Source organism: Pseudoalteromonas denitrificans DSM 6059 (genome assembly GCF_900112265.1).
GTDB lineage: Bacteria > Pseudomonadota > Gammaproteobacteria > Enterobacterales > Alteromonadaceae > Pseudoalteromonas > Pseudoalteromonas denitrificans.
Map to the genome: position 1 here is coordinate 1 of NZ_FOLO01000008.1, position 26,979 is coordinate 26,979.

Sequence of the window (26,979 nt, forward strand, 5' to 3'; positions counted from 1 at the left end):
GCAAGGTACAACTTCAGATGCAGGTAAAACGACTTTGGTCTGTGGTCTAGGTCGTGTGTTTAAGCGTAAAGGGATTAAAGTCGCACCATTTAAACCTCAGAACATGGCCCTCAATAGTGCTGTTACTATTGATGGGGGAGAAATTGGTCGGGCGCAGGCTTTACAGGCGCAGGCCTGTGATTTAGCGCCAATATGTGATTTTAACCCGGTATTGTTAAAACCCAGCTCTGATATTGGCTGCCAAGTGATCATTAACGGTAAAGTCGCAGCGCAATTAGATGCACAAAATTATCATGATTACAAACCAACAGCGATGAAAGCGGTACTAAAAGCACATCAACGTTTATCTAATGATTTTGAAAGTATATTAGTTGAAGGGGCAGGGAGTCCCGCCGAAATCAATTTGCGTGATCGTGATATTGCCAATATGGGGTTTGCTGAAGAAGTTGATTGCCCTGTCATTTTAATTGCAGATATAGATAAAGGCGGGGTATTTGCACATTTAACGGGTACTTTAGCCTGTTTAAGTGAGTCTGAACAAAATCGGGTAATAGGTTTTGTGATCAATCGTTTTAGAGGCGATCCTGCTTTATTAACTTCAGGTTTAGATTGGTTAGAGAAAAAAACAGCTAAACCTGTACTTGCTGTATTGCCTTATTTACAAGGTTTGCATTTAGACAGCGAAGACTCAGTAGCGCTTGAACAAGTAATAGAAAAGCCAAAGCTTAACGTTGTAATTCCGGTTTATCCAAGAGCCAGTAATCATAACGATTTCGACTCTTTGCGCGCACACCCTGATGTAAATGTGCAGTTAGTTGGACCGCAGCTCATTGGTGCACAAGCAACAAACAGTGAATTACAATCAGATAAACCAAAAGCTGACTTGTTGATTTTACCAGGTTCTAAAAATACTCAAGCAGATTTAGCTTGGTTTAAAGAGCAAGGTTGGGAAGACTACTTAAAACGCCACTTAAGATATGGCGGTAAAGTCTTGGCTATTTGTGGTGGTTTGCAAATGTTAGGGCAAGAAATTAAAGACCCCGATGGCATAGAAAGTCCGCAATGTAAAACCAAAAAAGGCTTAGGTTTATTACCTTTAATAACAACATTAAAAGCCAATAAGGAACTGAGCTTAAAAAATGGGATTTTAGACTTACCAGATCAAAATAAAGTAGATATTCAAGGATATGAAATTCATGCAGGTGATACTTTATTAGATAACTCAGTAAACACGGCTGATGTTAAACAAGTAGTATTTGATAACGATAAACTAAAAGCATCATTTGGCTCAGGTGTTATATCAGATGACAATCAAATATTTGCCAGTTATTGGCATGGTTTAATGGATACGCCAGCAGCATTAAGTGCTATTTTAAATTGGGCTACTGATGCAACTAATGGTTCTGAATTTAAACAGGTTGATTACCAAGCATTACGTGAACAAAGCATTAATCATTTAGCGGATAGTATTGAACAAGAATTTGATTGGGATAAATTAGCGACTGCACTTAATAAGTTTAATGTTTAGACGAAAAGTGCAATTTTGTACAAACTTTTTAAAGTGTAATACAGTAAGCTATTAAGACCTCAATGTTTTGGTTAATAAAATGATGAAACCAAAAGAGCAAGCAAAATTTCAACTGCACCAAGAGTTAGGTGGGCTTGAAATGGTGGAAGCTGATTTTTGTGATCATAACTTTTCAAAGCATAGCCATGAAACTTATACTATTAACGTGATAGAGAAGGGCGCACAACGCTTTTTAAGTTCGGGCAGTCACTTTATGGCGCCTGAGCATAGTATTATTTTTGTAAATGCCGATGAAGTGCACACGGGGCAATCTGGCACAGATAATGGTTGGTCGTATCGCGGTATTGCGCCATTTGAATCACACTTTACTAAATTAGCATCTGAAATTGGATTAGCACAAGGCTTTGCGCCTTATTTTCCTAATGCAGTCGTACAAGACCCACAAATGGCTACTGAGTTACGTCAGTTATTTAATACCCTTGCAAACTCTGATAATACGCTTTTACGTGAAACCATGTTGTATGGCGTATTAACCCGTTTAATGCTTAAACATGGTAAAAGCCGAAGTGAGATAAAACAACAGCAAACATCCAACCAAAAGCTGGAATGGGTAAAACAATATATTAATGATCATTTAGAACAAAACATTACATTAGAAACCTTAGCTAAAATAAGTAATTTCACGCCATTTTATTTAGTAAGACAGTTTCAAAAAATGTATGGTTTACCGCCTCATGCATATCAAATTCAGCAAAGACTTCGTAAAAGTAAATCGTTATTAAGGCAAGGCAATAAGGTTGTAGATGTTGCAACTGATATTGGCTTTTATGATCAAAGCCATTTTCATCGCCACTTTAAAAAAGCTAATGGTGTAACACCAAGTCGTTATGCACGACAAATGAGTTAAATTGTCTTGTATACAGGGATTTATCCGCGCGCTTTTCAATCAAAGCCCCCAGAAATTATTAAATTTATTTGTAGGCTCGGCTTTAGCCGTGCGAATGGAGTGAGGGTGCTAACCGTAGGCGGGATTTTACATCGTACGCTTTTAAAAAGCTAACGGTGACACTAAGTGGGTAAATTGTCTTGTAGACGGGGATTTATCCGCGCGCTTTTTAACCAACGCCCCCAGGGATTATTAAATTTATTTGTAGGCTCGGCTTTAGCCGTGCGAATGGAATGAGGGTGCTAACCGTAGGCGGGATTTTACATCGTCACTTTAAAAAGCCAATGGTGTGACACCAAGTCGTTATGCAAGGCAAGTGGGTTAAATTGTTTAGAACGTGGATACTTTATTTAATACAAGCGCGATGGAAGTCCCACCTACGGAGATATGATTAAACTTGGTGTTAGGGTTGCTGTGTTTGTGTAGATTATGGCGTTAGTATTGGCGAGTCATGAATTAAGAGCTAATACCTTTATATACTAAAAGTAAGTTGCACGCGTTTTGGGGTGCTAATTATGCGTATATATAGCCGCATAATTAACGCCATTTATATTTTATAGACTTTAAAATATGTTCACATTAGTAGTCATAATATTTTAAATCTAGACACTCATACTTTTTTATTTTGTAATTTAAGTATAAGGCATGTCATACCTATGATCCCTGTAAGCGCAAACCCGGATAATAAAAATGGATCGATAAAAATATTATCATTAAATTGAAACTCCCCTGATGAGATTTTTTTCCAACCCATAAAGTGTTGATTTGAAGCGATAACAGCACCAAAAAAACCAAGAACAATAGCTGCATACTTTACAAGCCAATGATAAGAAAAGGGTAATAGTAATATGAAACCTAATATGCCAATTACGGTCCGCTGAACTCGGCAATATGGGCAGATATAAACGCTGCCAATTATTTCCATAGTCCATGCAAGAGCACAAATTACAATTGCAAATAATCCAATCCATTGGCGTTTTTCTATAAATGTTTCTAATTCAAAGGCTTTCATAAGTTTTAGTTTTTTCAATTTCAAGTAATGTTATAGTATATCAATAGTAAGTAGATGCATAACTAATTCTTTTTAGTTATATGTGATTTTATTTATCTAATGGTACTAAATATTCTTATTATTGATTATGATTTAAGCGATTCTATTTATTGGTATGAGTACTGTTATTTTAAGGAACCCTATGTATTTTCTCGGATTAAATAGTAAATATATGGTCATAAAACTGATTGTTTTATTATCTCCGCTTTCTTTTATGTCACAAGCTGAGCCTCTAGAGCTTAAAAATCAATTTAAAACAGAGTTATACATAGCTGACAAAAATGTACCTTGGGGAATGGCTTGGTTACCTAATGGTGACATGTTAATTACCATTCGAAGTGGGCAATTGAAAATAGTTAAAAAAGGTGAGCATCAGTCTAAAAACATTTCAGGTTTGCCAAATATAGCTACGGGCGGACAAGGAGGCTTATTAGATATTGTTATACATCCTGAGTATGCGAACAATGGGTGGATTTATTTTTCTTATTCAATAACTGACAGTAACAGAAATAAAAGTACAGCTGTTATGAGAGCAAAATTAAGGGGAATGCAGTTAATAGATCAAGAAGAACTCTATGTGGCAGATGCTTATAATGCTGGTGGTAGGCACTTTGGAAGTAGGTTAGCTTTTGATAACCAAGGATATTTGTATTTTTCAATTGGCGATAGAGGTCAAAGAGATCTCAATCCTCAAGATATTAATCGTGATGCTGGTAAGGTTTATAGGTTACATGATGATGGCAAAATTCCGAGCGATAACCCTTTTGTAAAAAATGAGTCTGCTAAAAAAGCAATTTTCTCTTATGGTCATCGTAACCCCCAAGGAATGGCAAAACACCCAATAACAGGTGAAATCTGGATTCATGAACATGGGCCTCGCGGAGGAGATGAGGTCAACTTAATTGGTAAAGGCAAAAATTATGGTTGGCCATTAGTAAGTTATGGCGTTAATTATTCAGGAACCCGATTTACAGATTTAACAGAGAAAAAAGGAATGGTACAGCCAGTCTGGCATTGGACTCCCTCTATTGCACCTTCAGGAATGGCATTTGTAACAAGTGATAAGTATCCAAGTTTAAAAGGAAACATGCTAGTCGGTTCATTAAAGTTTGGGCAAGTAATTATGCTTAAACTTGATGGTGATCAAGTGACTAACCAAGAGATAGTTAAAGAACAGCTAGTAAGAGTACGGAATATAAAGCAAGGACCTGATGGTATTATTTATATCGCAATTGATGGGCAAGGTATATTTAAGTTACTAGTTAAAGATAAATAGATACATTTAAGTGAATAACTTCATAGAACCTGAAAAAACTCTTGAGCTATTTATATGTTGTAGAAGTCTTTGATTTGCTTGTGTTCTCTTACGTTGCGCTTTAATTAGCAAAGAGCACACATTACAACTCATTGATGAACTTTGACTTACTTTTTTAGAGCAACCTTTTTGATTACAAGTTTGTGTTCCCATTGATTTAAATAACCCTTTAACAATATTTCTATAAAGTGATTGTTAACGATATTCTTTTGAGTGAGTTATTTAAATTAGCAAAGGTATAATTACCTGTTAAGCGGTTAATATCAGTTATAAAGCTATTTGATGTTTATTTAAAAATACCTTGTTGGTACGCAGTCGTTACTTTGTATATGATTTCTTTATCGCTTAAATTTAGTTTATTCAGTTTGCTAAAACCAAAGAAAGTTATTTTATTTCTGAATTCTTCAAGTGCCATAGGTGCTACTTTTAAACCTGCATTTTTAATTTCTTCTTTTAGTGTCTCCAGCATTACAGGGCTTATCATAATTAAGTCAATACGGTCTTTGAGTAACAGAGAAAAGCCTATTTGTGCGTTTTGTACTGAGATTTTATCTAGTGAGTCATCTTTATCGAAACGCGGAAAATATACTGAGCCCCGAGAAACACCAATAATTTTACCTTTAAAGTCACTATATGTATTAATTTTTAGCCCTTTTTTTGAAATAACTTTAAGTGAATCTGATATTTTAAAAGGTGCATAAAATGCAAATTTATTTCTTTTTTCGGTCTTACCCAGGCCTGCGATGATATCCACTTCACCTTTTTTTAACATCGCAACACATCTTGCAAAATTGAGTGATTGTTCAAATTTTAAATGTCTTTCTAATACATTGCTAAGCTTCTCTAATGCTGAAATATGAATGCCATGTGGTTTATCACTTAGGTATTGATAAGGAGGGTGATCATCAATACAGGCAACTAAGTTTTTATCATGAGCTTGTGAATATGAAGCCCATAATAAACTTAAAAAGAGCAAGATAGATTTTTGCATTATTAAGTTACCTAAATTGTGTATTGATGAGTAATAAGCTTACACTAAATAGTAACTTTTGTTTTATAGCTTATGATTACCACCTTAGATTTACCTGCATATTTGCATATATATTTAAAAACAAAAATTTTTTAATAGCCTCAATAAAGCGCTTTAAACTTAGGGTTTTTAGCTGTTTTAGAAAATAAATTAATACTGGCATTTAAATGCCAGTATTAATTTATCAACTAGCTTGAAGTTTTTTGAGTTATTGAAATATAAAGTGAATGATAGGTGTCTTTGTATTGCTTTTTAATTGCTATTCATCTATTTGTTGAAAAACTGATATATGATTAATAGCCTTTTTTATATTAATTAAAGCTATTTCACGATGTTTAGAGTTACGAATAAACTATTTTTAAATATGGATGTTTTGTAGGCGGGAAGCTACTTGCAAGGTGTAAGCTGTAGAGTAATGCAGGAGTAATTACCGATAATCCGAGCTGTTTTTAAAGTAGTGTAATAAGTTTTAATTTTTCTAGATGCTCATGGTTAAACTCAATGACATAACTATAAAGTTAATGAATTGATAGCATCGGTTAGCGATTTAAATTGAATCTTAGCTAAGCACACTTCTGTTTTGAAAACTCATGGGCTTGTATTAATTCAGTCAGTGTTTGTGTCGATACTGGAGTACCAATTTTAACAAAGCTAAATTCATCCTTATTATCTTGTTGTACTTTAAAGGCTTGACCTGTTGAGTCGATTAAATAGTCTTCTTCATGGCATATTAATGATTCAAACTCGCTTGATAAATCATCTTTAGAACTTAAATAAATTAGCTCATCATCACCATATAATTTAAATATACAAGGGTAGTTAATCATAAACTTTAGCTGCTAATATATCGATCATAATACTTTTTTATAATGCGCACACTTTACTCATATTGAGTTATTTTAACAATTAAATGTGCTTTATAAGCAACATATAATACAAGCGCGACTGAATTCCCGCCTACGGGAGTGATGATTAAGCTGTCTGTTTGTAGGAGAAATTTTAGTAGAGTTATTAGTTTTAAAAATGAGAACATTCATCATAAACTTTGTTAATAAACAGTTAGGGGCAAACGAAAAACTCGACCCCAATTACTTTTTAAATATTATACCCACAAGCATTAAGCTCTTTATTTACTTCTATTTTCCAAGCACCTGCTAGGTCTAATGCAACATAAACTACGCCACTAATATCGTTTGGAGTTTCGATTTCACCTTTCACTAAAGCGCAAACATTTTGACGACCTAACTTAGCCATTAGATAACCATGCTCAAAAACAACATTTTGCCTAGCTCTATTATTTGGATGAATTTTAGTTTCTTGAATACCACGCCCATGATCACATGCTGTGTAAAGCACTAAGGCAAAATCAACTTCATTTGAATAATGCTCAATTTTTTCAATAATAGTCATACCACTGCTTGCTTGTTCATGAAGAATAATAACTTCAATACCCAGGCTTTCAATGTAACGAGACAACTCTTGTTTTGATTCATTGTCACGACCATGAACAATGAATATCTTTTTCTTTGGTTTAGTCTTTGAGGGGGGATTAAAGGTATTTTGAGGGACAGGAAACTCCTCTACTTTTTCCATTTCAACAGTATAACCAAATTCTAAAAGGTTTAGAGCAGGGGAGAATTCTTCAGCTAGAAATTTACGTCTATCTGCGTAAGTACCAAATTTAGGTTGTATAAATCCCCAAAATGATCCTAAGTTTCTATGAACTTTCAACCATGAAGGAAGTAAACCTTGGAATGATGTATTGCTTAATAGCTCATGACGAAGTTTTTCAAACTCAAGATCTGAAGCTTCTTTTCCCGTAGCGTGAGCGGTCAATAAATTAGCTAAATAGCTTACCTTTTCAAAATCCGTTTGTAAAAATTCAATACTCATAGTTCTCTCAGGTTACGCAAGAATTGATAGTGCGCTTAACAGGCGGATTTAATCAATGTTTAAACACGGACTTTCCCGTAAACATGGTTTTTATATATACAAAGTGCCTTTTTCGAAAATATTATCAAGGGTTTAGCTGGTTTTTGTGTGTTTGTGTTTTCGTGGGAGATGGATATTTCCTGTTGATAAAATGCAAATTTATAACTCATACTTTTAGATCCATTCTACATCTAAAAATAAAATTAAAATGCGAAGAATTATTATCAAAAACAATACTCTAGATAACTTAGATGTGAGCAGTGCAATATCTTACAAGTTTTCATTGTTATTTAATGCCAAGCTGTATTTAAGCAATTAACACCAATAGTAGGGATGTAATGTCTTTTAATAGAAAAAATGCATATTTAAAAATGGCACAAAAAGGGCTTTTAGATATGTTGCCATTAAATTTAGCTGTGCTTCCTTGGGGGGTATTATGTGGTTCGCTGGCAATTCAGCGAGACTTTACAATTTTTGAAGCGATATTAATGCCTATGATTGTTTTTGCAGGATCGGTGCAGTTAGTTGTTATTGAGCTGATTTCAGATAATGCGCCTCTAGCAACAATTTTATTTACGGCGTTTATTATTAGCTCTCGGCATTTTTTATATGGATTAGCGCTAAGAGAGAAACTTAAAAATTTACCCTTAAAGTGGCGGGGGAGTTTAGGTTTTTTATTAACCGATGAGCTTTTTGCATTATCGGGCGAACGACAGTCATATAAAAGTAAACTTAGATTGATATATGCATTATTTGCTGGCGGTAGTTTTTATTTCAGCTGGTTAGCATGGAATATTATAGGCATAGTTGCTGGCAGTATTTTACCCGATTTAACACACTTAGGATTGGATTTTGCAATTGCTGTGACCTTTATTGCTTTAGTGATCCCGTCTATTGTTAATCTATCAATATTGGTCACTGTGTGTGTGGCTGCGATATTATCGGTTGTTTTTAAGGTGTATAACTTGGAATTAGGACTTGTTTTATCATCTGTTATTGCCATGTACAGTGGATATTTCACTTCAAAAATGCAAATAAAAAGCAATAATAAAAGTAGGGCAATGCTAAATAAAAAAGAAGAGAAAATATTATGACTTTAATTACAATTTTTTTGTTAGCTTGTATTACGTTTTTAACACGATATTTATTTTTACACCCTAAACTGCCTTTACAGATAGGGCCTAGAGTTGAACGTTTTTTGAATTTTAGTGCTCCAGCCGTTTTAACTGCTATTTGGGTTCCGATTATTTTTGTTAAAGATAATACTTTAGATATCAGCTTAACAAACCCATATTTGTTAGCCGCTACCTTGGCAATCTTTGTTTCTTTAAAAACAAAAAGTATTTACTTAACTTTAGCTGCCAGCATGAGTATTTTTATTTTTTTACAATATATTTCATAAAATAAATTGAAAGCAATATTTTATTGAGCAGGTCTAATGGGCTGAACTTAAAAAATAACGAGGCTCTCATGCTTAAAAATATAATTCTTTTTTTCATTTGTTTATTTATGTCATATAACGCAGTAGCTGAAAAAGCGCCTGATTTCACTTTAAAAACGCAAGCAGGCGAAACTATTAGCTTAAGTGATTATAAAGGTAAACCTTTGATACTTCATTTTTGGGCTACATGGTGTCCGTATTGTAAAAAACTTCAACCCGGATTAAATCGCTTATATACAAAATATAAAAAACAAGGTTTAGAAATGTTGGCTATTAGTTTGTGGGAAGATGAAGGTGCTACTCCTCAAGCTGTATTAAATAGTCGAGGATATAAACTTACAACTGTAATAAATGGTGATAAGTTAAGTAAAAAATATAAAGTGGCAGGCACGCCAACAACATTTTTCATTTCAAAAACAGGGCAGATTGTTTTTTCAACGAGTAACTCAAACCCTGATGCACCAGAATTAGAGCAAGCGATAAAAATGATTTTAAAGTAGCTTATTTTTCAAATAATAAAACAAATCTGTCTGTTTTTCGGCGGATCTGTGGGGTAAAGGGGGTTGTTAGGCGAGTATCTTGTTTATTGGCGAGCATGTTACTTTGCTTGATAAGCTTAAAACCTAGTGACTCCAAATTTCGTATTACAAAATTTTTGTCTATCCGATGTAATTTTTGTGCATGTTTTTTATTGCTCGCTGCAACCGCTGAGTGATCTACAATTAATAGCTTCCCTCCAGGTTTTAATGCACTTTTTAGCTGAGTTAAAAAATGTTTAGGATCGATTTTCCAACCTTTATCTACATAGAATAAATCATGAAATCCTAATACAAAAAAAATGGCATCTAGGCTATTGTCTGAAAAAGACAGCTCGTCGGCTTCTTTATCATATCTGATTACGTTTGGTAAGCGATTGTCTTTTAATCTAGCTTCTAATTCTTTACCTGAAAATGGCAACCAAGCTTTATTGTTATGTAAGTAGACTTTGCCTTTAGGACCCACCTTTTTGCTTATTAATTCACTATAAAAGCCGCCCCCACCTAGCACATCAGCAACAACCATGTTTTTGGATAAATTAACAAAACTCATGATGGCAGAAGATTTACTCGTAATATCTCGTTTTATATCTTGGGGGTGTCGCTGATTTTTTAAAAATACCATTTCCTTAGCAAAAGCAGGTTCTGATACAAGGTATAAAAATATAAATGAAATAATACATTTTTTAATCATGCTTTTCTCTTGTATCTATTTAAAATAAGCCATTTTGTCTTGCAGATCAGCCGACATTTTTGATAAGTGAGTTGATTCTTGCTCAGTGCTTTGTGCTGAACTTAAGGTATCTTGTGCTAATGCGTCAATTTCTATTGAGCGATTTAATGCCTGTTCGGTTGCATGAGTTTGACTCGTAGAAAGCTGAACAATGTCTGCGCTGTATCTATCTATATCTAACATGCCTTGCTCAGCAAGGTTTAATATTTCTCTTGTTTGGTTTGCTGCCAGTACGCCCTGTTCCATTTTTTCCACACTTGATTGCATTTTGCTTTGTGTATCATTGGAAGCTGTTTGAAGTGAGCTGATTATTGTATGTATTTCTTCTGTTTGTTGTTGTGTTCTTTGTGCTAATGTTCTGACTTCATCTGCTACAACTGCAAAACCTCTACCTTGTTCACCAGCTCTTGCTGCTTCAATCGCGGCATTGAGTGCTAATAAATTTGTTTGCTCAGCGATGCCACTGATAGCTAAACTGACTTTACTGATGTTTTGGCTGTCTTCTGCTAGTTTATCTAAGGCAATGCGGCTTTGTTCAAATTCAGTTTGAAGGTCTTCCATGTGATTTGCTAAAGAAATGGTATTTTGTGTTCCTTGTTTAACATGAGTTCCTGCATTTTGCGCAAGGGTCACAGCTTCTTGCGCTTTAGATTCTACTTCTTGAGCTGAGGACGTCATCTCACTTAGTAGTGCATTAATGTCTGTTGTTTTTTGTTGTTGTTGCGTGACATCAATACGCGTTTTTTCACTCACTTGCGTTAACCCTTGTGTTGCATCACCAAGCTGTGATGATGTATTTTTAGCTTGATCCACCAAGTCCGAAAACTGTACTAACATAGTATTATATTGTTCGCCTATTTGTGTTAGTTCATCATTTCCTGACAGTGTTGTAATTGCTTTTAAATCGCCTTTTGCAGCTTTGTTAACCGCTTTTGAAAAGTTTTTAATAGCGTCTACGACTGAGCAATAAAAACCAAGCATTAAGTAAAATGCTAATGATAAACTTAAAATTGAAGCAAGTAATACTAAACGATAAATCCATTGCTCATTTACCAATTTTTGTTCAAGCTGCGAATTCAAGACAGGTAATATTTTATTAATTAATTGATTAAGGTTTTCTAAAGTGGCTTTTTGTTTTTGCTTAAACTGTTGAAGTGAAATGTTAATTTCATCGGGTTCTAAAATTTTATTATCAATGAGTTTTTTAAAACTTAAAATAGTCTCTTGTGTTGTTATTATACTTGATTGTAGCTGTTTTTTTATTTGACTCTGATGATTTGTTGCGACAGTTATTTTTTGTACAAACTCATCAAGTGCAAGCGGGAGTGATTTATTTGAATTGGAAAGTGCTATGTAGCTCTCAGGGGTAAAACTTCCAGCGGCTAAAACTGTTTGTGTTTGCTCTGAGGTGATTCGGGTTTGATCGATTAATTTTGGTAAAGACTCAACTAAGGCTCGATTTAAATAAGAACTGGCTAAGTTATTTAATATGGCTAAAAATGACTGTATTGAAACGGCTTCGAGTACTTTATTAGCATCTTCTTTATTTATTTTATATCCTGCTTTTTTTGCTATATTTTGAGCCTGTGAATCATCTTTTTCTATTATACTGGTCAGTATTTTTGGATAGAGTTTAAGTCCTTTTATTTCTGAATGTGTCATTTCAATTGACGTTGCTAATTTTGAGTTTAAAAAAAACAAACTTAAGCTTAAAGGTACTAATAAGATACCAAAAACGAGGGCTATTTTTTTTGAGTATTTAAGCTGTTCCATCAGTTTTGTTGCAGGTTGTGCTATTTTTTTCAAGCCTGTCATATTACTCTTCTTCAAATTAGTTTATTTTGTGCTAAACGTTTATTCAGCTTAGTTTGATACACTATAAGAACGGTATTGTTCTTATTTTAGTTCAAACAAATAAAATTAAAAGAAGTTAATTGCTGATTTTGAAGAGTTTTAATTGAGTAATGCCAAGCAAAGCTTGGCATTATCTTAGAAAAGACTAAAGTTTAAAAAATACACGTTCTGCAGCTGAAATGGTTTGTTCTATTTCATCATTACCATGCGCAGTAGAAACAAAGCCTGTTTCATAAGCTGAGGGTGCTAAATAAACACCTTCTTCTAACATTAAGTGAAAGAAACGCTTAAAGCGTTCACCATCACACTGTGTTGCTTGCTCATAAGTTGTAATGTTATCTTCTTCAGTAAAGAAGAAACCAAACATGCCACCTGCATAATTAGTTGTTAAAGGAATACCTGCTCTTTCAGCTGCTTGTTTAAACCCTTCGCATAAACGTCTGCTTTTTGCTTCAAGGTCGTCATGTAAACCTGGCTTAGAAATAAGTTCTAATGATTTAAGACCAGCAGCCATCGCTATTGGATTACCTGAAAGCGTGCCTGCTTGATAAACGGGTCCTACTGGTGCAATGAAATCCATGATTTCTTTTTTACCACCAAAAGCACCGACAGGCATCCCACCACCAATTACTTTGCCTAATGTTGTTAGGTCTGGTCTGATGTTGTAATAAGCTTGTGCACAGCCTAATGCAACACGAAAGCCTGTCATTACTTCATCAAAAATAAGCACTGATTTGTATTCATCACATACAGATCTTAAGCCTTCTAAAAAGCCTTCTACAGGTGGAATACAGTTCATATTACCAGCAACTGGCTCAACTATAATACATGCAATTTCATCTGCGTATTTTGCAAAAATTTCTTTTACTTCATCTAAGTTATTAAAAGAAACAGTTAAAGTATGCTTTGCAAAATCTTCAGGAATACCTGGTGAGTTAGGTACACCCATAGTTAACGCGCCAGATCCTGCTTTTACTAATAAAGAGTCTGCATGGCCGTGGTAACAACCTTCAAATTTAAGTATTTTATCTCGACCAGTAAAGCCACGTGCTAAACGAATCGCACTCATAGTTGCTTCTGTCCCTGAACTTACCATACGCACTTTTTCAATTGATGGCACAAGTTCTTTTACTTTTTCGGCCATTAAAATTTCAGTTTCTGTTGGCGCACCATAGCTAAGACCATGTTCTACAGCATCCAAAACAGCTTGTTTAATTTCTGGGTGATTATGACCTAAAATCATAGGACCCCAAGAACCAACGTAATCTATATATTCTTTTCCATCCGCATCTGTCATACGCGCACCTTGTGCTTGCGTAATAAATAAAGGGGTTCCACCAACACCATTAAATGCGCGTACAGGTGAATTTACGCCACCAGGGATTGAGTCTTGAGCTCTTTGAAATAAGTCTTGGCTAGTTGTCATGAAAATGCCTTAATAATTTGTTTTTAATATGTTAATTGCAAGTAATCTTACGTGAAAATCAGCTGTTTTTCTTTGCGCTATACCAAGGAACTTCCGTTTCATATTTGTCGACTAAATTTTCGACACCTAAAGTCAATGCAAATAAGGCCATTCTGGCGATCACTCCATTTTGAACCTGACGGAAAATTGCTAAGTTGTCGTTATGATTTAAGTCATTATCCAGTTCATTCGCATCACCTCTACTATCTCTAGGTAAAGGGTGCATTAGAACTGAGCTCGGCTTACAGTGCGCATCATAAATAGCTTGGCTTATTTTGAAGCCACCTCGATATTTATTTGCTTCTTCTTGTGATGGGAAGCGTTCTTCTTGAATTCGTGTTTGATAAACGATATCGGCAGCTAAGTTACCTTCCATTTGATTAACTAATTCAATTTGATGACCTGAATTTGTGACAGCATCTAAAATATAATCAGGCATCTCTAGGCCATCTGGTGAAACCAATGTAAATTTAACATCTTTGTAATGGCATAGCAGTTTAGATAATGAATGTACTGTTCGGCCATATTTCAAATCACCTACAAGGGCAATATGCATGCCATCAATTTTACGCTCAAAACGTGATAATTCTTTTTCTATCGTTAAAAGATCTAGCAAAGCCTGTGTTGGATGCTCATTTGGTCCATCACCACCATTTATAACGGGTACTGTGGAACCTGTTGCAAACTCTGCTACCGAATGAGCATCGGGGTGACGCATTGCAACTGCATCTGCATAAGATGATATAACACGCGCTGTGTCGTAAAGAGATTCACCTTTTGCTAAAGCTGAACTTTGCATGCCAGTTGTTTCACGTACTAAACCACCTAATAAATTAAATGCAGTGCCAAAACTCACTCGGGTACGTGTACTCGGTTCAAAAAAAAGGTTTGCTAAAACCGCACCTTCAAGCACTTTTGTGCGCTTTTGCTTTTTTGCGTAAGGCTCCATTTTTTTTGCAACTGAAAAAATAGCCTCGATACTGTCTCTATTTAATTGATTAACCGAAAGAATATGTTCGCCTTGAAAGTTCAGCATGTGTTCAATCCTATAAAAATATATTGGCAGTAAATAAGGGGGATCTTTATTGGCTGAGTATTATACTTAAATTAGTTGAATATGCAGCCAAAAAGCGGTTAAAAAAGTGGTTTCAGTATCGCTAAAAATATAATTGCCAATAATACCAAAACAGGTAGTTCATTAATAATTCGGTAAAACTTATCGCTCTTAGTGTTTTTGTCTTGCTTAAAGTCAGCTAGTAGCTTGAAACAGTAACCATGGTAAACGTATAAACCTATTACGAGTACTAATTTTATATGTAACCAAATACTCATTTTGAACCATTGTCGACCATATTCATAAATCATTAACGAGCCAAAAATAAGCGTGAGAATTGCAAATGGCGTGACAAAATAAAGCAGCTTTCGCTCCATAATTTTTAACATTTCCTGACTTTCTTTATTATTTGTCATCGCGTGATAAACAAATAATCGAGGCAAGTAAAATATGCCTGCAAACCATGCAACCATGAAAAAAATATGAAGTGATTTGTAGATCAAGAACGTGGTCATTAATTGCCTTATTTGATATTTGTTTATTCTGTCATTATTTTAAAGTTTGAATCTGAAAACTTTAAACCAAACTATTTCGTATGGTCAGAATATGATGAATATTATCCCAACGAATCAAGCCCATTATTTGTTTGTTATCAAGTTGATTGTAAATATAAACCGAGCTGCTGCGTTTATCTTTTAAAATATTAAACACGTCGGCTAAAGTTGATTGACTGCTGATCCCTTGTAATTCTATATAATGAATTGGAAGGGCATTGTCTGACATTAAACTTAAGTCATATTCGGCTAGGCGGTAACCATTATCATCATCAAAAACAATAAGCGGAGTTTGATTTTGTGTATCAGAGGTTACTGTATTGAGTGTTTCATTTATTTGATCTTTATCATCTGAATATAATAATTTGAAATTTTCATCCATTTCAGACATCACGCCAATTTTTTGTAAAGCTTCAATCGCAGGTGATACTTGATAAGGTAAACGTTGAAAGTCGAGTTGCTGTAAAAATATAGAGCGATTACCAAAAAACTGTAATGCACTTACATAAGCTGTGGTGATGACTATCATTGCTGGTACTGTAATATGAGCACTAGAAGTCATTTCCATCACAGCTACTAAGGCTGCCAAAGGAGCATGTAACGTGGCTGCAAATAAACCTGCCATGCCAATTACAGCATATGTACCAACAACATTAATATCTGGGCTCATATAACTACCAAAGTAAGACATCAAAGTGCCAATAATAACACCTAATCCAAATACAGAGCCAATAATGCCGCCTGGGATCCCTAAACCTAAAATAAATAAAGTCGCGAGTAATTTGGCAATCAGAATCGTTGTTAAAAGTTGTAGATTATCGGCTGAGATAACGGAAAGACCTATTGCACTCATACCTGAACCCATGGCTTGAGGCACTAAAAAAGATATTAGCCCCATCACAGTTCCTGCCAACAATAATCTAGGAAACATGCTTATATTTTTAAAAACTTTGATCACATACATTAAATTTTGGTTAAAGGCGTAAGCAATTGCGCCTAAAGTTAAACCACATAATATTAAGTAGGGATAATGCCAAATTGGCAAAGGATGTACATTAATGAGTGATAATTCATAGGTATTACCAAATACAAATTGTGTCGTCACAGCCCCCGTAACCGCAGCTAATATTATAGGTACAAAAATGTGGATCTTATATTCTCTTAACACCACTTCCATTACAAAAATAACAGCCGCAAGTGGTGTATTGAAGGATGCAGATATACCAGCAGCTACACCACATCCAGCTAAGGTTCGCATCGCGTTATTGGGTAAATGCAGTTTTGAGCCAATGAAACTGGCTCCCGCTGCACCTATATGAACGGATGGTCCTTCTCTTCCTACCGTAAATCCCGATATTAAAGCGATAGCACCGCCAAAAAATTGATTTAAACTGCTATTAAAAGGAATATTGCCATAATTTTGTTTAATTCTGTGAATAATAAAAGGTACGCCTAAACGATAATGTTTATAGCGAGATAAAGCTGCAAACATAAAAATAAGCAAAGCACCAATTACAGGGATAAATAATCTATGTAGTTCAGGTAATTGACTGAAGTCATCTGTGTCAGATAAAAATAAAGCCTGAACACCAATTATGAGTAGCCTGAAAAAAATAATGAGTAATGCAGCAACAAACCCTGAAATGATACCTAAAACACACAGTTGTGCTGAGGTTTTTGGTTTTGATAAGCTTTTTCTGAGCGCTTCAAGCGATTTATTTGTCAACTCAAGCAAAGAGATACCTATAAAATAACAAATCAAAAAAGTAATGGTAGTTTATCAGATGCTTACTGACTTAGCATAAAAATATTGCATCGTTATGACTATTTTAAAGTTGAAATTGACTTATATATACTTGATTAAAATAGTCGGGTATTGGATAATTCCTCCATATTAAATTATTTAAGCAGAAGTATGTCAGAGCAATTACCTATCCAGTTCACCGATAATGCAGCAAATAAAGTTAAGCAGCTAATCGAAGAAGAAGAAAACCCTGAATTAAAACTACGTGTTTATGTTACGGGTGGTGGCTGCTCAGGATTTCAGTATGGATTTACTTTTGATGAAAAAACAAATCCCGGTGATATGACCATAGTTAAAAATGGCGTAACACTTGTTATTGACCCTATGAGTATTCAATATTTAATTGATGGTACTGTTGATTATACTGAAGGCCTCGAAGGTTCTCGTTTTTTTGTTAATAACCCTAATGCCACTTCAACATGTGGGTGTGGTTCATCCTTTAGTGTTTAAAATACATAGAAATTAAATAGTTTATGAAAACCGCGTAATGCGGTTTTTTTATGCCTGAATTAATTTCATCTGCTTTTTACTTATCATTTTTTAAATAACGATACTTCAACTCTAGTGCTGTAATCTATTCGTTTTTTGCTTTATAAGATTTGTACTTCAAAGCTTAATAAATCCAATAGAATGTTAATTTTGTTTACACTTTATTACTTACCTTAAACATAAAAAATTCGTATGATAAGCAAAATGAAAACTATTTGTCTTTTTGGAGAGAAGGGATGCTTAAACTGCACCGTATTCGTCAGTTGTTAGATGAAAAACCATATATTATTGCTTTAAGTATTAGTCTAGGTATATTACTTTGGATGTTATCAGGAAATTCTCATGCTCAAGATCCGCAGAGTAAAACAGATAAAAAAACTGAACTAGTTCCCCTGGCCAAAGTAAAAGTTGAAACATTACAGGCACAACAAATCTTTAAAACGCTGACGCTTTATGGAAAGTCAGAACCAGATAAAATTTCAAAAATTAGTGCCAGAGAAGAAGGTGAAGTAAAAAATATTTTTGTCAAAGAAGGCCAGTTCGTTGAAAAAGGAACGGTTATCCTCACTTTAGATCAGTCTGATTTAAATGAACGAATTATTTCAGCAAAATCTTTATTAGTACAAAGAAAATTAGAATATAAAGGGTTTGTTAAGCTAAAACAGCAAGGTTTACAAGATGAAGTCAAACTTTCTCAAAGCAAGGCACAGCTAGAACATGCTAAGTCAGATTTAGCCAGTCTAAAATTAAGTCTATCTCGTAGTGAAATTAAAGCACCTTTTAGTGGCGTGATAAATCGTCGTTTAGTTGAAATCGGTGATTACCTAGGTCGTGGAGATCCTATTTTAGAACTAGCGGATTTAGACCCTTTAATTGTTCGTGCTGATGTTACACAGTCTGAAATTTTTGGCTTAAATTTAAATCAAGAAGTGAAAGCAACACTCATCAATAAAAAATCATATAAGGGAAATCTTAGGTATATCGCATCTGTAGCAGATGACAATACGAATACGTTTAGAATTGAAGCTCAGTTTGATAATCCAAGTATGAAAATTAGAGCTGGTTTTTCAACGCAATTAGATATTGATTTTGAAGCGATTAATGCAATTCATATTAGCCCTGCTTTTATGGCATTAGATCCTATGGGCAGTATAGGTGTTAAAACAATTAATGATAAAAATGAAGTTGTGTTTTCACCTATCAATGTTGTTAAATCGACTGCTGATGGTATTTGGATGTCAGGTTTAGGTGATGAAGCGAATGTCATTACTTTAGGACAAGGATTTGTGCGCATTGGTGATATTGTTGAGCCTGTTTTTTCTGCAGATGAAACCATAGCTAAACAAGATTAAGGTCGATTATTTAAATGGAAATAATAAAATGAAAACAATAATTGACGGTGCACTAAATCGAACCCGTACAGTTTTATCTATTTTTGTATTGCTTTTAATTGCCGGTTGGATGACTTATCAAAGCATTCCAAAAGAAGCGAACCCTGATGTAAATATTCCTTTTATTTATGTATCTATTGTACATGATGGTATTTCTCCTGAAGATGCTGAAAGACTGCTTATTCGCCCTATGGAAGTGGAACTCAGGGCAATTCAGGGTGTTAAAGAAATGAAAGCAACTGCCAGTGAAGGGCATGCATCAATTACACTGGAATTTTTGGCTGGGTTAGATACTAAAGATTTATTAGCAGAAGTTAGAGATAAAGTATCACTTGCAAAAGCGAAACTACCAAGTGAGTCAGAAGAACCAGAAGTACATGAAGTGCTTATGGAAGACCAACAGCCAACAATTACACTGACTTTATCAGGTAACGTCCCTGAACGCGGGTTATTGACGATAGCCCGTAATCTGAAAGACGATATAGAAGGCATATCCAGTGTAATGGAAGTGGATATTGGTGGTAATCGTGAGGACATGGTTGAAATTATTATTGATCCACTTCTTATGGTTTCATATGGGTTAGACCAAACTGACATTTTTAATTTAGTAAGTAATAACAATAAATTAGTTGCAGCGGGTACTTTAGATACAGGTAAAGGGCGCTTTGCAATAAAAATTCCCTCCGTATTCGAAGATATACAAGATGTTATGGAACAGCCTGTAAAAGTGGTTGGTGATAAAGTCGTTCGCTTTATGGATGTTGCTAATATTCGCCGTGCGTATAAAGACCCAAGCTCAATTGCACGTATAAATGGAGAGGCGGCTGTTGCATTAGAGGTTAAAAAGCGTAGTGGCGAAAATATTATCGATACAGTAAATGAAGTAAAGCGTATTGTCGAAAATGCAAAAATATTATGGCCTGATCATATAAAAGTAAACTATACAGCTGACAGTTCTAAAGATGTAAAAGATATGTTATCTGATTTGCAAAATAATGTAATGTCAGCTGTTTTACTCGTTGTTATAGTTATAATTGCTATCTTAGGTACACGTTCAGCATTTTTAGTGGGTGTTGCAATACCTGGATCATTTTTAACTGGAATTTTAGTTTTATCTTTATTTGGTTTTACTGTGAATATTGTTGTTTTATTTGCTCTTATCATGGCTGTTGGCATGTTAGTGGATGGTGCAATCGTTGTAACTGAGTTTGCTGATCGTATGATGAGTGAAGGCATGCATAGAAAGCAAGCTTATTCACTTGCGGCAAAACGCATGGCGTGGCCAATTATAGCTTCAACTGCAACAACTTTAGCTGCATTTGCACCACTTATTTTTTGGCCTGGTATGATGGGGGAATTTATGAAGTACCTACCTATCACCCTAATAGCAACACTCACCGCGTCTTTAGTAATGGCTTTAATATTTGTACCTGCACTTGGAAGTTTAATGGGCAAAGTAAGGCCGCTTAAAGAGTCGCAAAAACAAGAGCTGCTAGCTGCTGAAGAAGGCGATGTAACACAAATGCATGGTTTTAGTGGTAAATATGTCAGAGTGCTTGATAAGGCCATTTCACGTCCATGGTGGGTATTGTTAGGTGCAATTATTATCTCTATTTTGGTTTTTGTAAGTTATGGTGCGTCTAAGTTAGGTGTTGAATTTTTCCCTGATGTTGAACCTAATGGTATAAATCTAAAAATACGCTCATTTGGTGATCTGTCTATTTATGAAAAAGACACGATAATGCAAGATGTTGAAGGTCGCATTTTATCTATAGAGGGTATAAAAACACTTTACTCACGAACAGGGGGTAAAGACTTAGTGGGAACGATTCGTCTTAATTTGAAAGATTGGGATCAAAGACTTCCCGCAGATCAAATTATAGAAAAAGTGGTATCACTTACTGGCAATATTGCAGGCGTTGAAGTTGAATTACGTAAAGATGAAAATGGTCCCGGTGGCGGAAAAGATTTATCAATTGAGTTAAGTTCCAAGTATCCGGATGCATTAAATAATGAAGCCAGAAGAATTCGTCAAGCAATTGAAGCTGATGGTTCATTTATGAATATAGATGATACAGCTTCGAAGCAAGGTATTGAATGGCAGCTTAAAATTGATCGTAGCAATGCTGCGCGATTTGGTGCAGATGCAACCATGTTAGGCGCAAATGTTCAAATGATCACCAATGGTTTAAAGCTGGGAGAATATCGCCCTGATGATGTTGATGATGAAATTGATATTCGAGTGCGTTTTCCACATGAAAAACGAGACTTAGGGCGTATTGAAACACTTAGAATTAAAACGATGCATGGTCAAATTCCAGTATCCCATTTTGTTGAAAAAGTTGCAGTGCCTAAGGTTGATACTATTCGAAGAGTAGATAGCCATAGGGTTGTAACTGTTAATGCTGATTTGAAAGCTGGTAAGATTTTGAATTTAGTTTTAAAACCCTTAGAGAAAAAGTTAAAAGAGCAAGGCATGGATCCTAGAGTAAAACTCAAAATACGTGGAGAAAATGAAGAGCAAGGAGAGTCAGAGGTATTTTTGAAAAATGCACTTATGGTTGCTTTGTTTGTTATGGGGTTAATTTTAGTCACTCAGTTTAATAGTTTTTATCAGGCTTTTTTAATTTTAAGTGCTGTACTGTTTTCAACGGTAGGTGTGTTTTTAGGTTTGTTAATTTTACAACAACCCTTTGGCATAGTGATGTCGGGAATAGGGGTTATCGCGTTAGCGGGTATTGTTGTTAATAACAATATAGTACTCATAGATACATACAATGTGCTTAGAGCACAAGGTATGGCTGCTCAAGAGGCTATTTTAAGAACAGGAGCACAAAGGTTAAGACCTGTACTGTTAACAACTGTTACAACGATACTGGGCTTAATGCCTATGGTATTACAAGTTAATATTGATTTCTTTAATCGGGAGGTGGCAATTGGTGCGCCATCAACTCAGTGGTGGGTACAACTTTCAACTGCCGTTGCTGGAGGGTTAACTTTTGCAACCGTGTTAACTTTGGTGCTGACACCTTGTTTATTGATGATAAGAGCACGTAGACAAGAAAATAAAGTATTGCACAAAGTCAAAGTCTAGATAGGTACGTTTCAGTAAAGTCATTTATTATGTGGCTTTACTGATTTGTAACAAAAATCATTAATGTAAAAAAGCTCAATATAAAACCGCTTAATCCAAGTATATACAAAAATCCTTTTTGGCCTTGTTTAATACTTAGGTTATTTTGTTTAAGAAAAAAATACCAAGCAAAACATAAAAAAATAGGCAGTAGAAACATTAGTCTTATCATATTTTACAAATTATCACTTCGTTTAATTCATTTGGTTATGAGTATAACAGCAGAAAAATAAAAGTCAGTTTTATGTTAAAGCTGTGTGTGAATGTAAATTTTATTGAATTTGATGTTATAGAAGGAAATAAAAGGTTAATATTTGCAACTTAGTAACATCAAAGTAATAATAAAAACCTATATTAGGTAATTTTGCTAAAAACGGCTATACCTAATATAGGGCTTTATGCTTTAATAGGCTCAAATTAGTTTTTATGCTCTAGAATCTTATTTTTTAGAAATTAATGATTGATTTTATGGGGAGGGGCACTCCCATTTATTTTAATATAAAAAAACATCGAGTAGGAGATGGTTTTATGATGGGAAAAACAGTTTCATCTGACGAAAACAGCAGATTAACAACTTGGCTTAAAGAGAAGCGTCAAGAAAAGGGCCATACAATGAGAAGTCTTGCACAAATTATTGGCACACCACACTCATTTATTGGTAAAATTGAAAACCAAGAACGTCGCCTAGACGTTGTAGAGTTTGTTCGTTATTGTAATGCACTTGAAGTTGATCCAACTGAAGGTCTAGCATTATTGGAAGCTGAATAGTTTTCATTCTGAGTAATTTAAAATATTTAAATTACTCAATATAATTTAAAATGCAAGGAGGCGTTTTATTGTTTATTTAAGCCTCTTTTCTTTTACTTATTTTGTCTACTTTACACTTTCTTTATTATGAAAGTTTGCCTCTAAACGATATAAATGATGTCTGATCAAATATAAAAATACCAATGATGGAATTACCATTACAGCCGTTAATACAAAAAATAATGCCCAATTTCCATTTAGCCAATCTACCAAAATGCCACTTGAAGAAGAAAGTAAGGTTCTTGAGAAATTCCCTAACGAAGCAAGAAGTGCATATTGAGCTGCCGTAAAACTGCGATCACATAACATAGATAAAAATGCCACCATAGCAACAAGTGACCATGCTTGAGTAAAGCCATCAACAACAACTGTTAATGCATACATCCATTCAACAGGGCCTATCATTGCAATGACTGCAAATAACAAGTTAGAGGCAGCCATAGCGATTCCACTAATAAATAATCCCTTTACGATGCCGTACTTATGGTTAAACAAGCTGCCCAAAAACGCAAAAATAATGGTTATGACGCCTGTGCCAAATTTAGAGTACATGCCAATTTGTGTATTAGTGAATCCAACTTCTTTATAAAATACAATAGACATTCTACCTAAAAATGCCTCACCTGCTTTGAATAGGAAAATAAAAGCAAGTAATGCAAGTGCTGTTTTAACACCATTACGTTTAAAAAATTCAGAAAAAGGTGCAATAAGTGTGACTAATAACCAGCTGGTAATTTTAGAGATAAATGCATTTTTATTATGACTAAATAAAGTATTTTGATAGTGAGTTTCAAGTTCTGATTGTTTCTTTTCGCGATTTGACTCTGGTTCCTTTACCCAAAAAACACATAAACTCAAACATGCCATCATAAATGCTAATACAAGATATATATTATTCCAATTCCAGCCAGGTAAATCAGCAAAAAAGAACGGCACAGTGCCTAATAAGGCATAACCTGACCACCACCCTGAGGTGGCCATTGCAGCCGCAGCTGTTGCTTTATGGCTTTCATTTTCGGCTAACGTATCGATACGAAAGGCATCAATAGAAATATCTTGGGTTGCAGATGCAATTGCAATAATAATAGATAAAATAGCAGCAAGTTTAAGGTTTGTGCTGATATCGACAGTTGATAATAAAAAAGTGGTTATGATAATAAAAAATTGTGTAAACAAGATCCAACTTCGACGTAGACCAAATAATTTATTCAAAAAAGGCAGTTTTATCCTATCAATTAAAGGCGACCATAAAAAATTAATGGAGTAGGCACCAAATACTAAACCGAACAGGCCTATAGTACTGCGAGATAAGCCTTCGTCTTTTAACCAAGCTGACATTACAGAGCCAATTAAAACCCAGGGAAAACCACTGGCCATGCCAAAAATGAAAATACTGATCAAACGTTTATCTTTGAAATAACTAAAATATTCTTTCATTGATATATCAGTGGTCATATTTGGCTCTTTAGTTTTTATTATTCATATGCAAATAAATCCCGCTTAATTAGATTCGAGATTTAGCGTGTGCGATGTATGCGCTATAGTTTCTCTTCAGGGAGTACTTTAATGCCATAGATAAGGACTGGTTTAACAGGCACAAAGTCGTAACCAATTTTCTCGTTATAACCCGTTTTGACTTGCATGATTTTATCTAAGGTTTCATATCCTTCGGATACGCTTCCAAATACAGCAAACCCCCAATCTTTACCTGGATTTAAATGTGTATTGTCTTCCATGTTAAAAAAGAACTGGCGGTCACCTGAATGAGGTTTTCTATCTTGATAGGCCATGGAAATTGAGTACATTTCATTTTTAAGACCATTACCACTTTCATTAAAAATAGGCTTAATTGTATGCATGCCATCATGATCTTTATCATAACCGCCACCTTGAATAACAAAGTCTCGCTCATTTTCTTCATCGCGTTCAACTCGATGAAAAATAGAGCCTTTATAATCTCCATTAGCGACATAAGTTAAAAAGTTATTAACAGTTATTGGCGCTCTAGATCTGTCTAACTCAACGATAATATTGCCATGACTTGTTTGAAATTCTACTTTAGGAAACAAGTTGTTTTTTTGAACAAACTTACCATCGGCTGCACTAAATGCAGATGATGAAAAAATAAAACATATCGTTAATACAAGCACTCTCATTAAAAATTGTGTCATTGATTTTCCTTAACCTTGTAAAAATGTTTGTAACTCAGCGTCATTTACAATACGAGATATCATTTGTTCTAATAATGAATTAAGTTGACCTTCAACCTTCGCTTTATCAAAAATAAGGGGTCCTTCATTAGTTTGGCTGCCATTATAGTATTTATTAAAATTTCGATTTCCTTTACTGAGCCTTATTTCAAGCTCAATTATGCCTTCACTACGGTATTTTAATGTTTGTTGCTCAACAATGACTTCAAGTTGATGAATATGTAAAGACATTTTGTTTTTTGATGATACATTAATACTAACATCACCTTTTTCTAAAGCATTTGATAGTGCAAAATTTAATGATTGTGCTAAATCATTACTACTAACTTCTGTCACTTTTTTATCATTTAAAATACGTAATGCAGTTGGTGTTTCACGCACATCTTTAACTGACAAGGCTATATTCTGAGCCAGTTTTAGCTTGGCAGGATCTGTATAATTAGGTGAAATAATAATTTTTTCAGGTACTGTTTGGCATGCTGTTAATACCAAAGTACAAAAAAATAAAGCAATTTTTTTCATAATTTTCCTATGATTTTATTTATCTTCTTTAGTTGAGCTAAGTACAACAAACCTGCTGTTAGAGCCAAGTAACTTACAGTTACCAAATATACGTTCTAACTTACCATGATAATCTAAATGCCGATTACCTATAATGCGTAATTCGCCACCGGTTCTTAATACACGACGGGCATCTATAAACATTTGCCATGCAATATGATCTGTTACGGCTTGTTGTTGATGAAAAGGAGGGTTACATAATACGATGTCTTGGCTTTCGCTTTCAAAACCTGTCATGCAATCGTTTTGCATAAATGTACACTGGTCTAGTTTATCACCAAGGTTTTGCTGAATGTTTAATCCTGCTGAGTTAATAGCCATATCAGATTCATCAACAAATGTAATGTTTGAATTTGGGCATTTTGTAAGAGTTGTTAAACCAATGACACCATTGCCACAACCCAAATCAACGATATTTTTAATTTTTTTTGTTTGAGGCAAAAAATTCATGAAAAATCGAGCGCCAATATCTAATGAATCACGAGAAAAAACATTAGCATGATTATTGATAATAAAATCGGTATTTTTTAATTCCCATTTTATTGGGTCTGGTGTTTGTTGTGCTTGCTTCTCAAAACTTGCAAATACTAAACGTGATTTCTTAACCGCTAATGAGGTTTTAGTTTCTCCTATATATTTTTCAAATGTTTTAGAAGTTGAATTGTGAATATCTTTCGTTTTACCGGCTCCTATCACTAAGGTGCCTGGTTTTAATATTTGACTTAATTTTGCTAATTGGTGTGTTAATAAGCCATTATTTTTTGGAATTTTAATTAAAACTAAATCAACCTCACCTGAAGGCAAATCAAAGCACGTTAATAAATCTAAATTATTTGCAGAAAGTTTGTTTTGCTCAATATTATAACGCGCAGCTTCATGAGCGATATAAGAGTCACTGATAAGGGCATTGGCTTTATCATTAAAATAACAACTTAAAGCACCAAAACTATCATTAATGATAACAATGTTTTTTAAGTCACTATGATGCTCTTCCACATAATTTATTAAATATTCATCGGCAGAATCCCAAGCTTGTAGGCTTCTTGTTTTTTGTTCAAGTGGAAATCTTGCTAATAAAAATGACTTATTACCTAGAATTGCTTGTATTGACTCTTGTATCATTCGTGATATACCAATCTAATTCG

Annotated in this window: 24 protein-coding genes; 10 read left to right on the forward strand and 14 right to left on the reverse strand. The window is 34.5% G+C overall.

The genetic code is table 11. The annotated features are described in order from the left end of the window. A partial coding sequence (locus tag BM088_RS07240) for a cobyric acid synthase (RefSeq protein WP_143085046.1) occupies positions 1 to 1,528 on the forward strand: 1,528 nt, incomplete at its 5' end. A 79-nt stretch (positions 1,529 to 1,607) separates the two neighbouring features. Further along, positions 1,608 to 2,435, forward strand: coding sequence for an AraC family transcriptional regulator (locus tag BM088_RS07245; RefSeq protein WP_177207975.1), 828 nt, complete (start codon positions 1,608 to 1,610; stop codon positions 2,433 to 2,435). A gap of 649 nt (positions 2,436 to 3,084) precedes the next feature. Here the strand turns inward: BM088_RS07245 and BM088_RS07250 are convergent. Next, positions 3,085 to 3,486, reverse strand: a complete 402-nt coding sequence (locus BM088_RS07250; RefSeq protein WP_091982316.1) for a disulfide bond formation protein B — start codon at positions 3,484 to 3,486, stop codon at positions 3,085 to 3,087. Between the two features lie 181 nt (positions 3,487 to 3,667). On the opposite strand from BM088_RS07250, the gene BM088_RS07255 reads away from it, so the two are divergent. Continuing rightward, the gene (locus BM088_RS07255) at positions 3,668 to 4,801 is read left to right on the forward strand and encodes a PQQ-dependent sugar dehydrogenase (protein WP_245763777.1); all 1,134 of its coding nucleotides are present in this window, start codon (positions 3,668 to 3,670) and stop codon (positions 4,799 to 4,801) included. Between the two features lie 325 nt (positions 4,802 to 5,126). Here BM088_RS07255 and BM088_RS07260 read toward each other — a convergent pair whose 3' ends face one another. From BM088_RS07260 to BM088_RS07270, 3 genes are all read right to left on the reverse strand, one after another. Beyond that, positions 5,127 to 5,831 carry a substrate-binding periplasmic protein gene (locus tag BM088_RS07260; RefSeq protein ID WP_091982320.1) on the reverse strand — a complete coding sequence of 235 codons (705 nt, stop codon included), beginning with the start codon at positions 5,829 to 5,831 and terminating at the stop codon, positions 5,127 to 5,129. A 602-nt stretch (positions 5,832 to 6,433) separates the two neighbouring features. Continuing rightward, positions 6,434 to 6,697 carry a DUF4144 family protein gene (locus BM088_RS07265; RefSeq protein ID WP_218156477.1) on the reverse strand — a complete coding sequence of 88 codons (264 nt, stop codon included), beginning with the start codon at positions 6,695 to 6,697 and terminating at the stop codon, positions 6,434 to 6,436. A 268-nt stretch (positions 6,698 to 6,965) separates the two neighbouring features. Further along, positions 6,966 to 7,763: a TIR domain-containing protein gene (locus tag BM088_RS07270; protein ID WP_091982322.1), complete on the reverse strand. Its 798-nt coding sequence runs from the start codon at positions 7,761 to 7,763 to the stop codon at positions 6,966 to 6,968. A 377-nt stretch (positions 7,764 to 8,140) separates the two neighbouring features. Between BM088_RS07270 and BM088_RS07275 the strand changes: the two genes are divergently transcribed. The 3 genes from BM088_RS07275 (at position 8,141) to BM088_RS07285 (ending at position 9,743) form a co-directional block, all read left to right on the forward strand. Then, on the forward strand, positions 8,141 to 8,896 hold the full coding sequence (locus BM088_RS07275) for an AzlC family ABC transporter permease (RefSeq protein ID WP_091982324.1): 756 nt from the start codon (positions 8,141 to 8,143) through the stop codon (positions 8,894 to 8,896). Next, a complete protein-coding gene (locus tag BM088_RS07280) occupies positions 8,893 to 9,204 on the forward strand; it encodes an AzlD domain-containing protein (RefSeq protein ID WP_091982326.1) in 312 nt (103 codons plus the stop codon). The genes BM088_RS07275 and BM088_RS07280 overlap by 4 nt, the downstream gene beginning before the upstream one ends. 107 nt (positions 9,205 to 9,311) lie before the next feature. Then, on the forward strand, positions 9,312 to 9,743 hold the full coding sequence (locus BM088_RS07285; RefSeq protein ID WP_091982519.1) for a peroxiredoxin family protein: 432 nt from the start codon (positions 9,312 to 9,314) through the stop codon (positions 9,741 to 9,743). 1 nt (position 9,744) lies between these two features. Here BM088_RS07285 and BM088_RS07290 read toward each other — a convergent pair whose 3' ends face one another. The 6 genes from BM088_RS07290 to BM088_RS07315 all read right to left on the reverse strand — a co-directional run bounded on the left by BM088_RS07290 (position 9,745) and on the right by BM088_RS07315 (position 17,165). Further along, complete coding sequence (locus BM088_RS07290) at positions 9,745 to 10,473, reverse strand: class I SAM-dependent methyltransferase (RefSeq protein WP_091982328.1); 729 nt, start codon at positions 10,471 to 10,473, stop codon at positions 9,745 to 9,747. A 15-nt stretch (positions 10,474 to 10,488) separates the two neighbouring features. Further along, the gene (locus BM088_RS07295; RefSeq protein ID WP_091982330.1) at positions 10,489 to 12,327 is read right to left on the reverse strand and encodes a methyl-accepting chemotaxis protein; all 1,839 of its coding nucleotides are present in this window, start codon (positions 12,325 to 12,327) and stop codon (positions 10,489 to 10,491) included. A 184-nt stretch (positions 12,328 to 12,511) separates the two neighbouring features. After that, positions 12,512 to 13,792 carry a glutamate-1-semialdehyde 2,1-aminomutase gene (gene hemL / locus BM088_RS07300; protein WP_091982332.1) on the reverse strand — a complete coding sequence of 427 codons (1,281 nt, stop codon included), beginning with the start codon at positions 13,790 to 13,792 and terminating at the stop codon, positions 12,512 to 12,514. A gap of 58 nt (positions 13,793 to 13,850) precedes the next feature. Beyond that, entirely contained in the window at positions 13,851 to 14,867 is a 1,017-nt protein-coding gene (locus BM088_RS07305; protein WP_091982334.1) for an aspartate carbamoyltransferase, read from the reverse strand. A 98-nt stretch (positions 14,868 to 14,965) separates the two neighbouring features. After that, a complete protein-coding gene (locus tag BM088_RS07310) occupies positions 14,966 to 15,400 on the reverse strand; it encodes a CopD family protein (RefSeq protein WP_091982336.1) in 435 nt (144 codons plus the stop codon). 61 nt (positions 15,401 to 15,461) lie between these two features. Further along, positions 15,462 to 17,165 (reverse strand): chloride channel protein, encoded by a 1,704-nt coding sequence (locus BM088_RS07315; protein WP_091982521.1) that lies wholly within the window; start codon positions 17,163 to 17,165, stop codon positions 15,462 to 15,464. 189 nt (positions 17,166 to 17,354) lie between these two features. Between BM088_RS07315 and erpA the strand changes: the two genes are divergently transcribed. The 4 genes from erpA (at position 17,355) to BM088_RS07335 (ending at position 23,024) form a co-directional block, all read left to right on the forward strand. Continuing rightward, positions 17,355 to 17,693, forward strand: coding sequence for an iron-sulfur cluster insertion protein ErpA (gene erpA / locus BM088_RS07320; RefSeq protein ID WP_091982337.1), 339 nt, complete (start codon positions 17,355 to 17,357; stop codon positions 17,691 to 17,693). Positions 17,694 to 17,968: 275 nt separating this feature from the next. Then, positions 17,969 to 19,084 (forward strand): efflux RND transporter periplasmic adaptor subunit, encoded by a 1,116-nt coding sequence (locus tag BM088_RS07325; RefSeq protein WP_091982339.1) that lies wholly within the window; start codon positions 17,969 to 17,971, stop codon positions 19,082 to 19,084. Between the two features lie 28 nt (positions 19,085 to 19,112). Continuing rightward, entirely contained in the window at positions 19,113 to 22,217 is a 3,105-nt protein-coding gene (locus tag BM088_RS07330; protein WP_091982341.1) for an efflux RND transporter permease subunit, read from the forward strand. Between the two features lie 567 nt (positions 22,218 to 22,784). Next, positions 22,785 to 23,024 carry a helix-turn-helix domain-containing protein gene (locus BM088_RS07335; RefSeq protein WP_091982522.1) on the forward strand — a complete coding sequence of 80 codons (240 nt, stop codon included), beginning with the start codon at positions 22,785 to 22,787 and terminating at the stop codon, positions 23,022 to 23,024. 105 nt (positions 23,025 to 23,129) lie between these two features. Here BM088_RS07335 and BM088_RS07340 read toward each other — a convergent pair whose 3' ends face one another. The 4 genes from BM088_RS07340 to BM088_RS07355 form a co-directional block, all read right to left on the reverse strand. Continuing rightward, on the reverse strand, positions 23,130 to 24,518 hold the full coding sequence (locus tag BM088_RS07340; protein ID WP_091982343.1) for an AmpG family muropeptide MFS transporter: 1,389 nt from the start codon (positions 24,516 to 24,518) through the stop codon (positions 23,130 to 23,132). An 83-nt stretch (positions 24,519 to 24,601) separates the two neighbouring features. After that, a complete protein-coding gene (locus BM088_RS07345; protein WP_091982524.1) occupies positions 24,602 to 25,219 on the reverse strand; it encodes a peptidylprolyl isomerase in 618 nt (205 codons plus the stop codon). 24 nt (positions 25,220 to 25,243) lie between these two features. Next, positions 25,244 to 25,795: a YajG family lipoprotein gene (locus tag BM088_RS07350; protein WP_091982345.1), complete on the reverse strand. Its 552-nt coding sequence runs from the start codon at positions 25,793 to 25,795 to the stop codon at positions 25,244 to 25,246. Between the two features lie 15 nt (positions 25,796 to 25,810). After that, the gene (locus BM088_RS07355; RefSeq protein ID WP_091982347.1) at positions 25,811 to 26,956 is read right to left on the reverse strand and encodes a methyltransferase; all 1,146 of its coding nucleotides are present in this window, start codon (positions 26,954 to 26,956) and stop codon (positions 25,811 to 25,813) included. Positions 26,957 to 26,979: the final 23 nt, after the last annotated feature.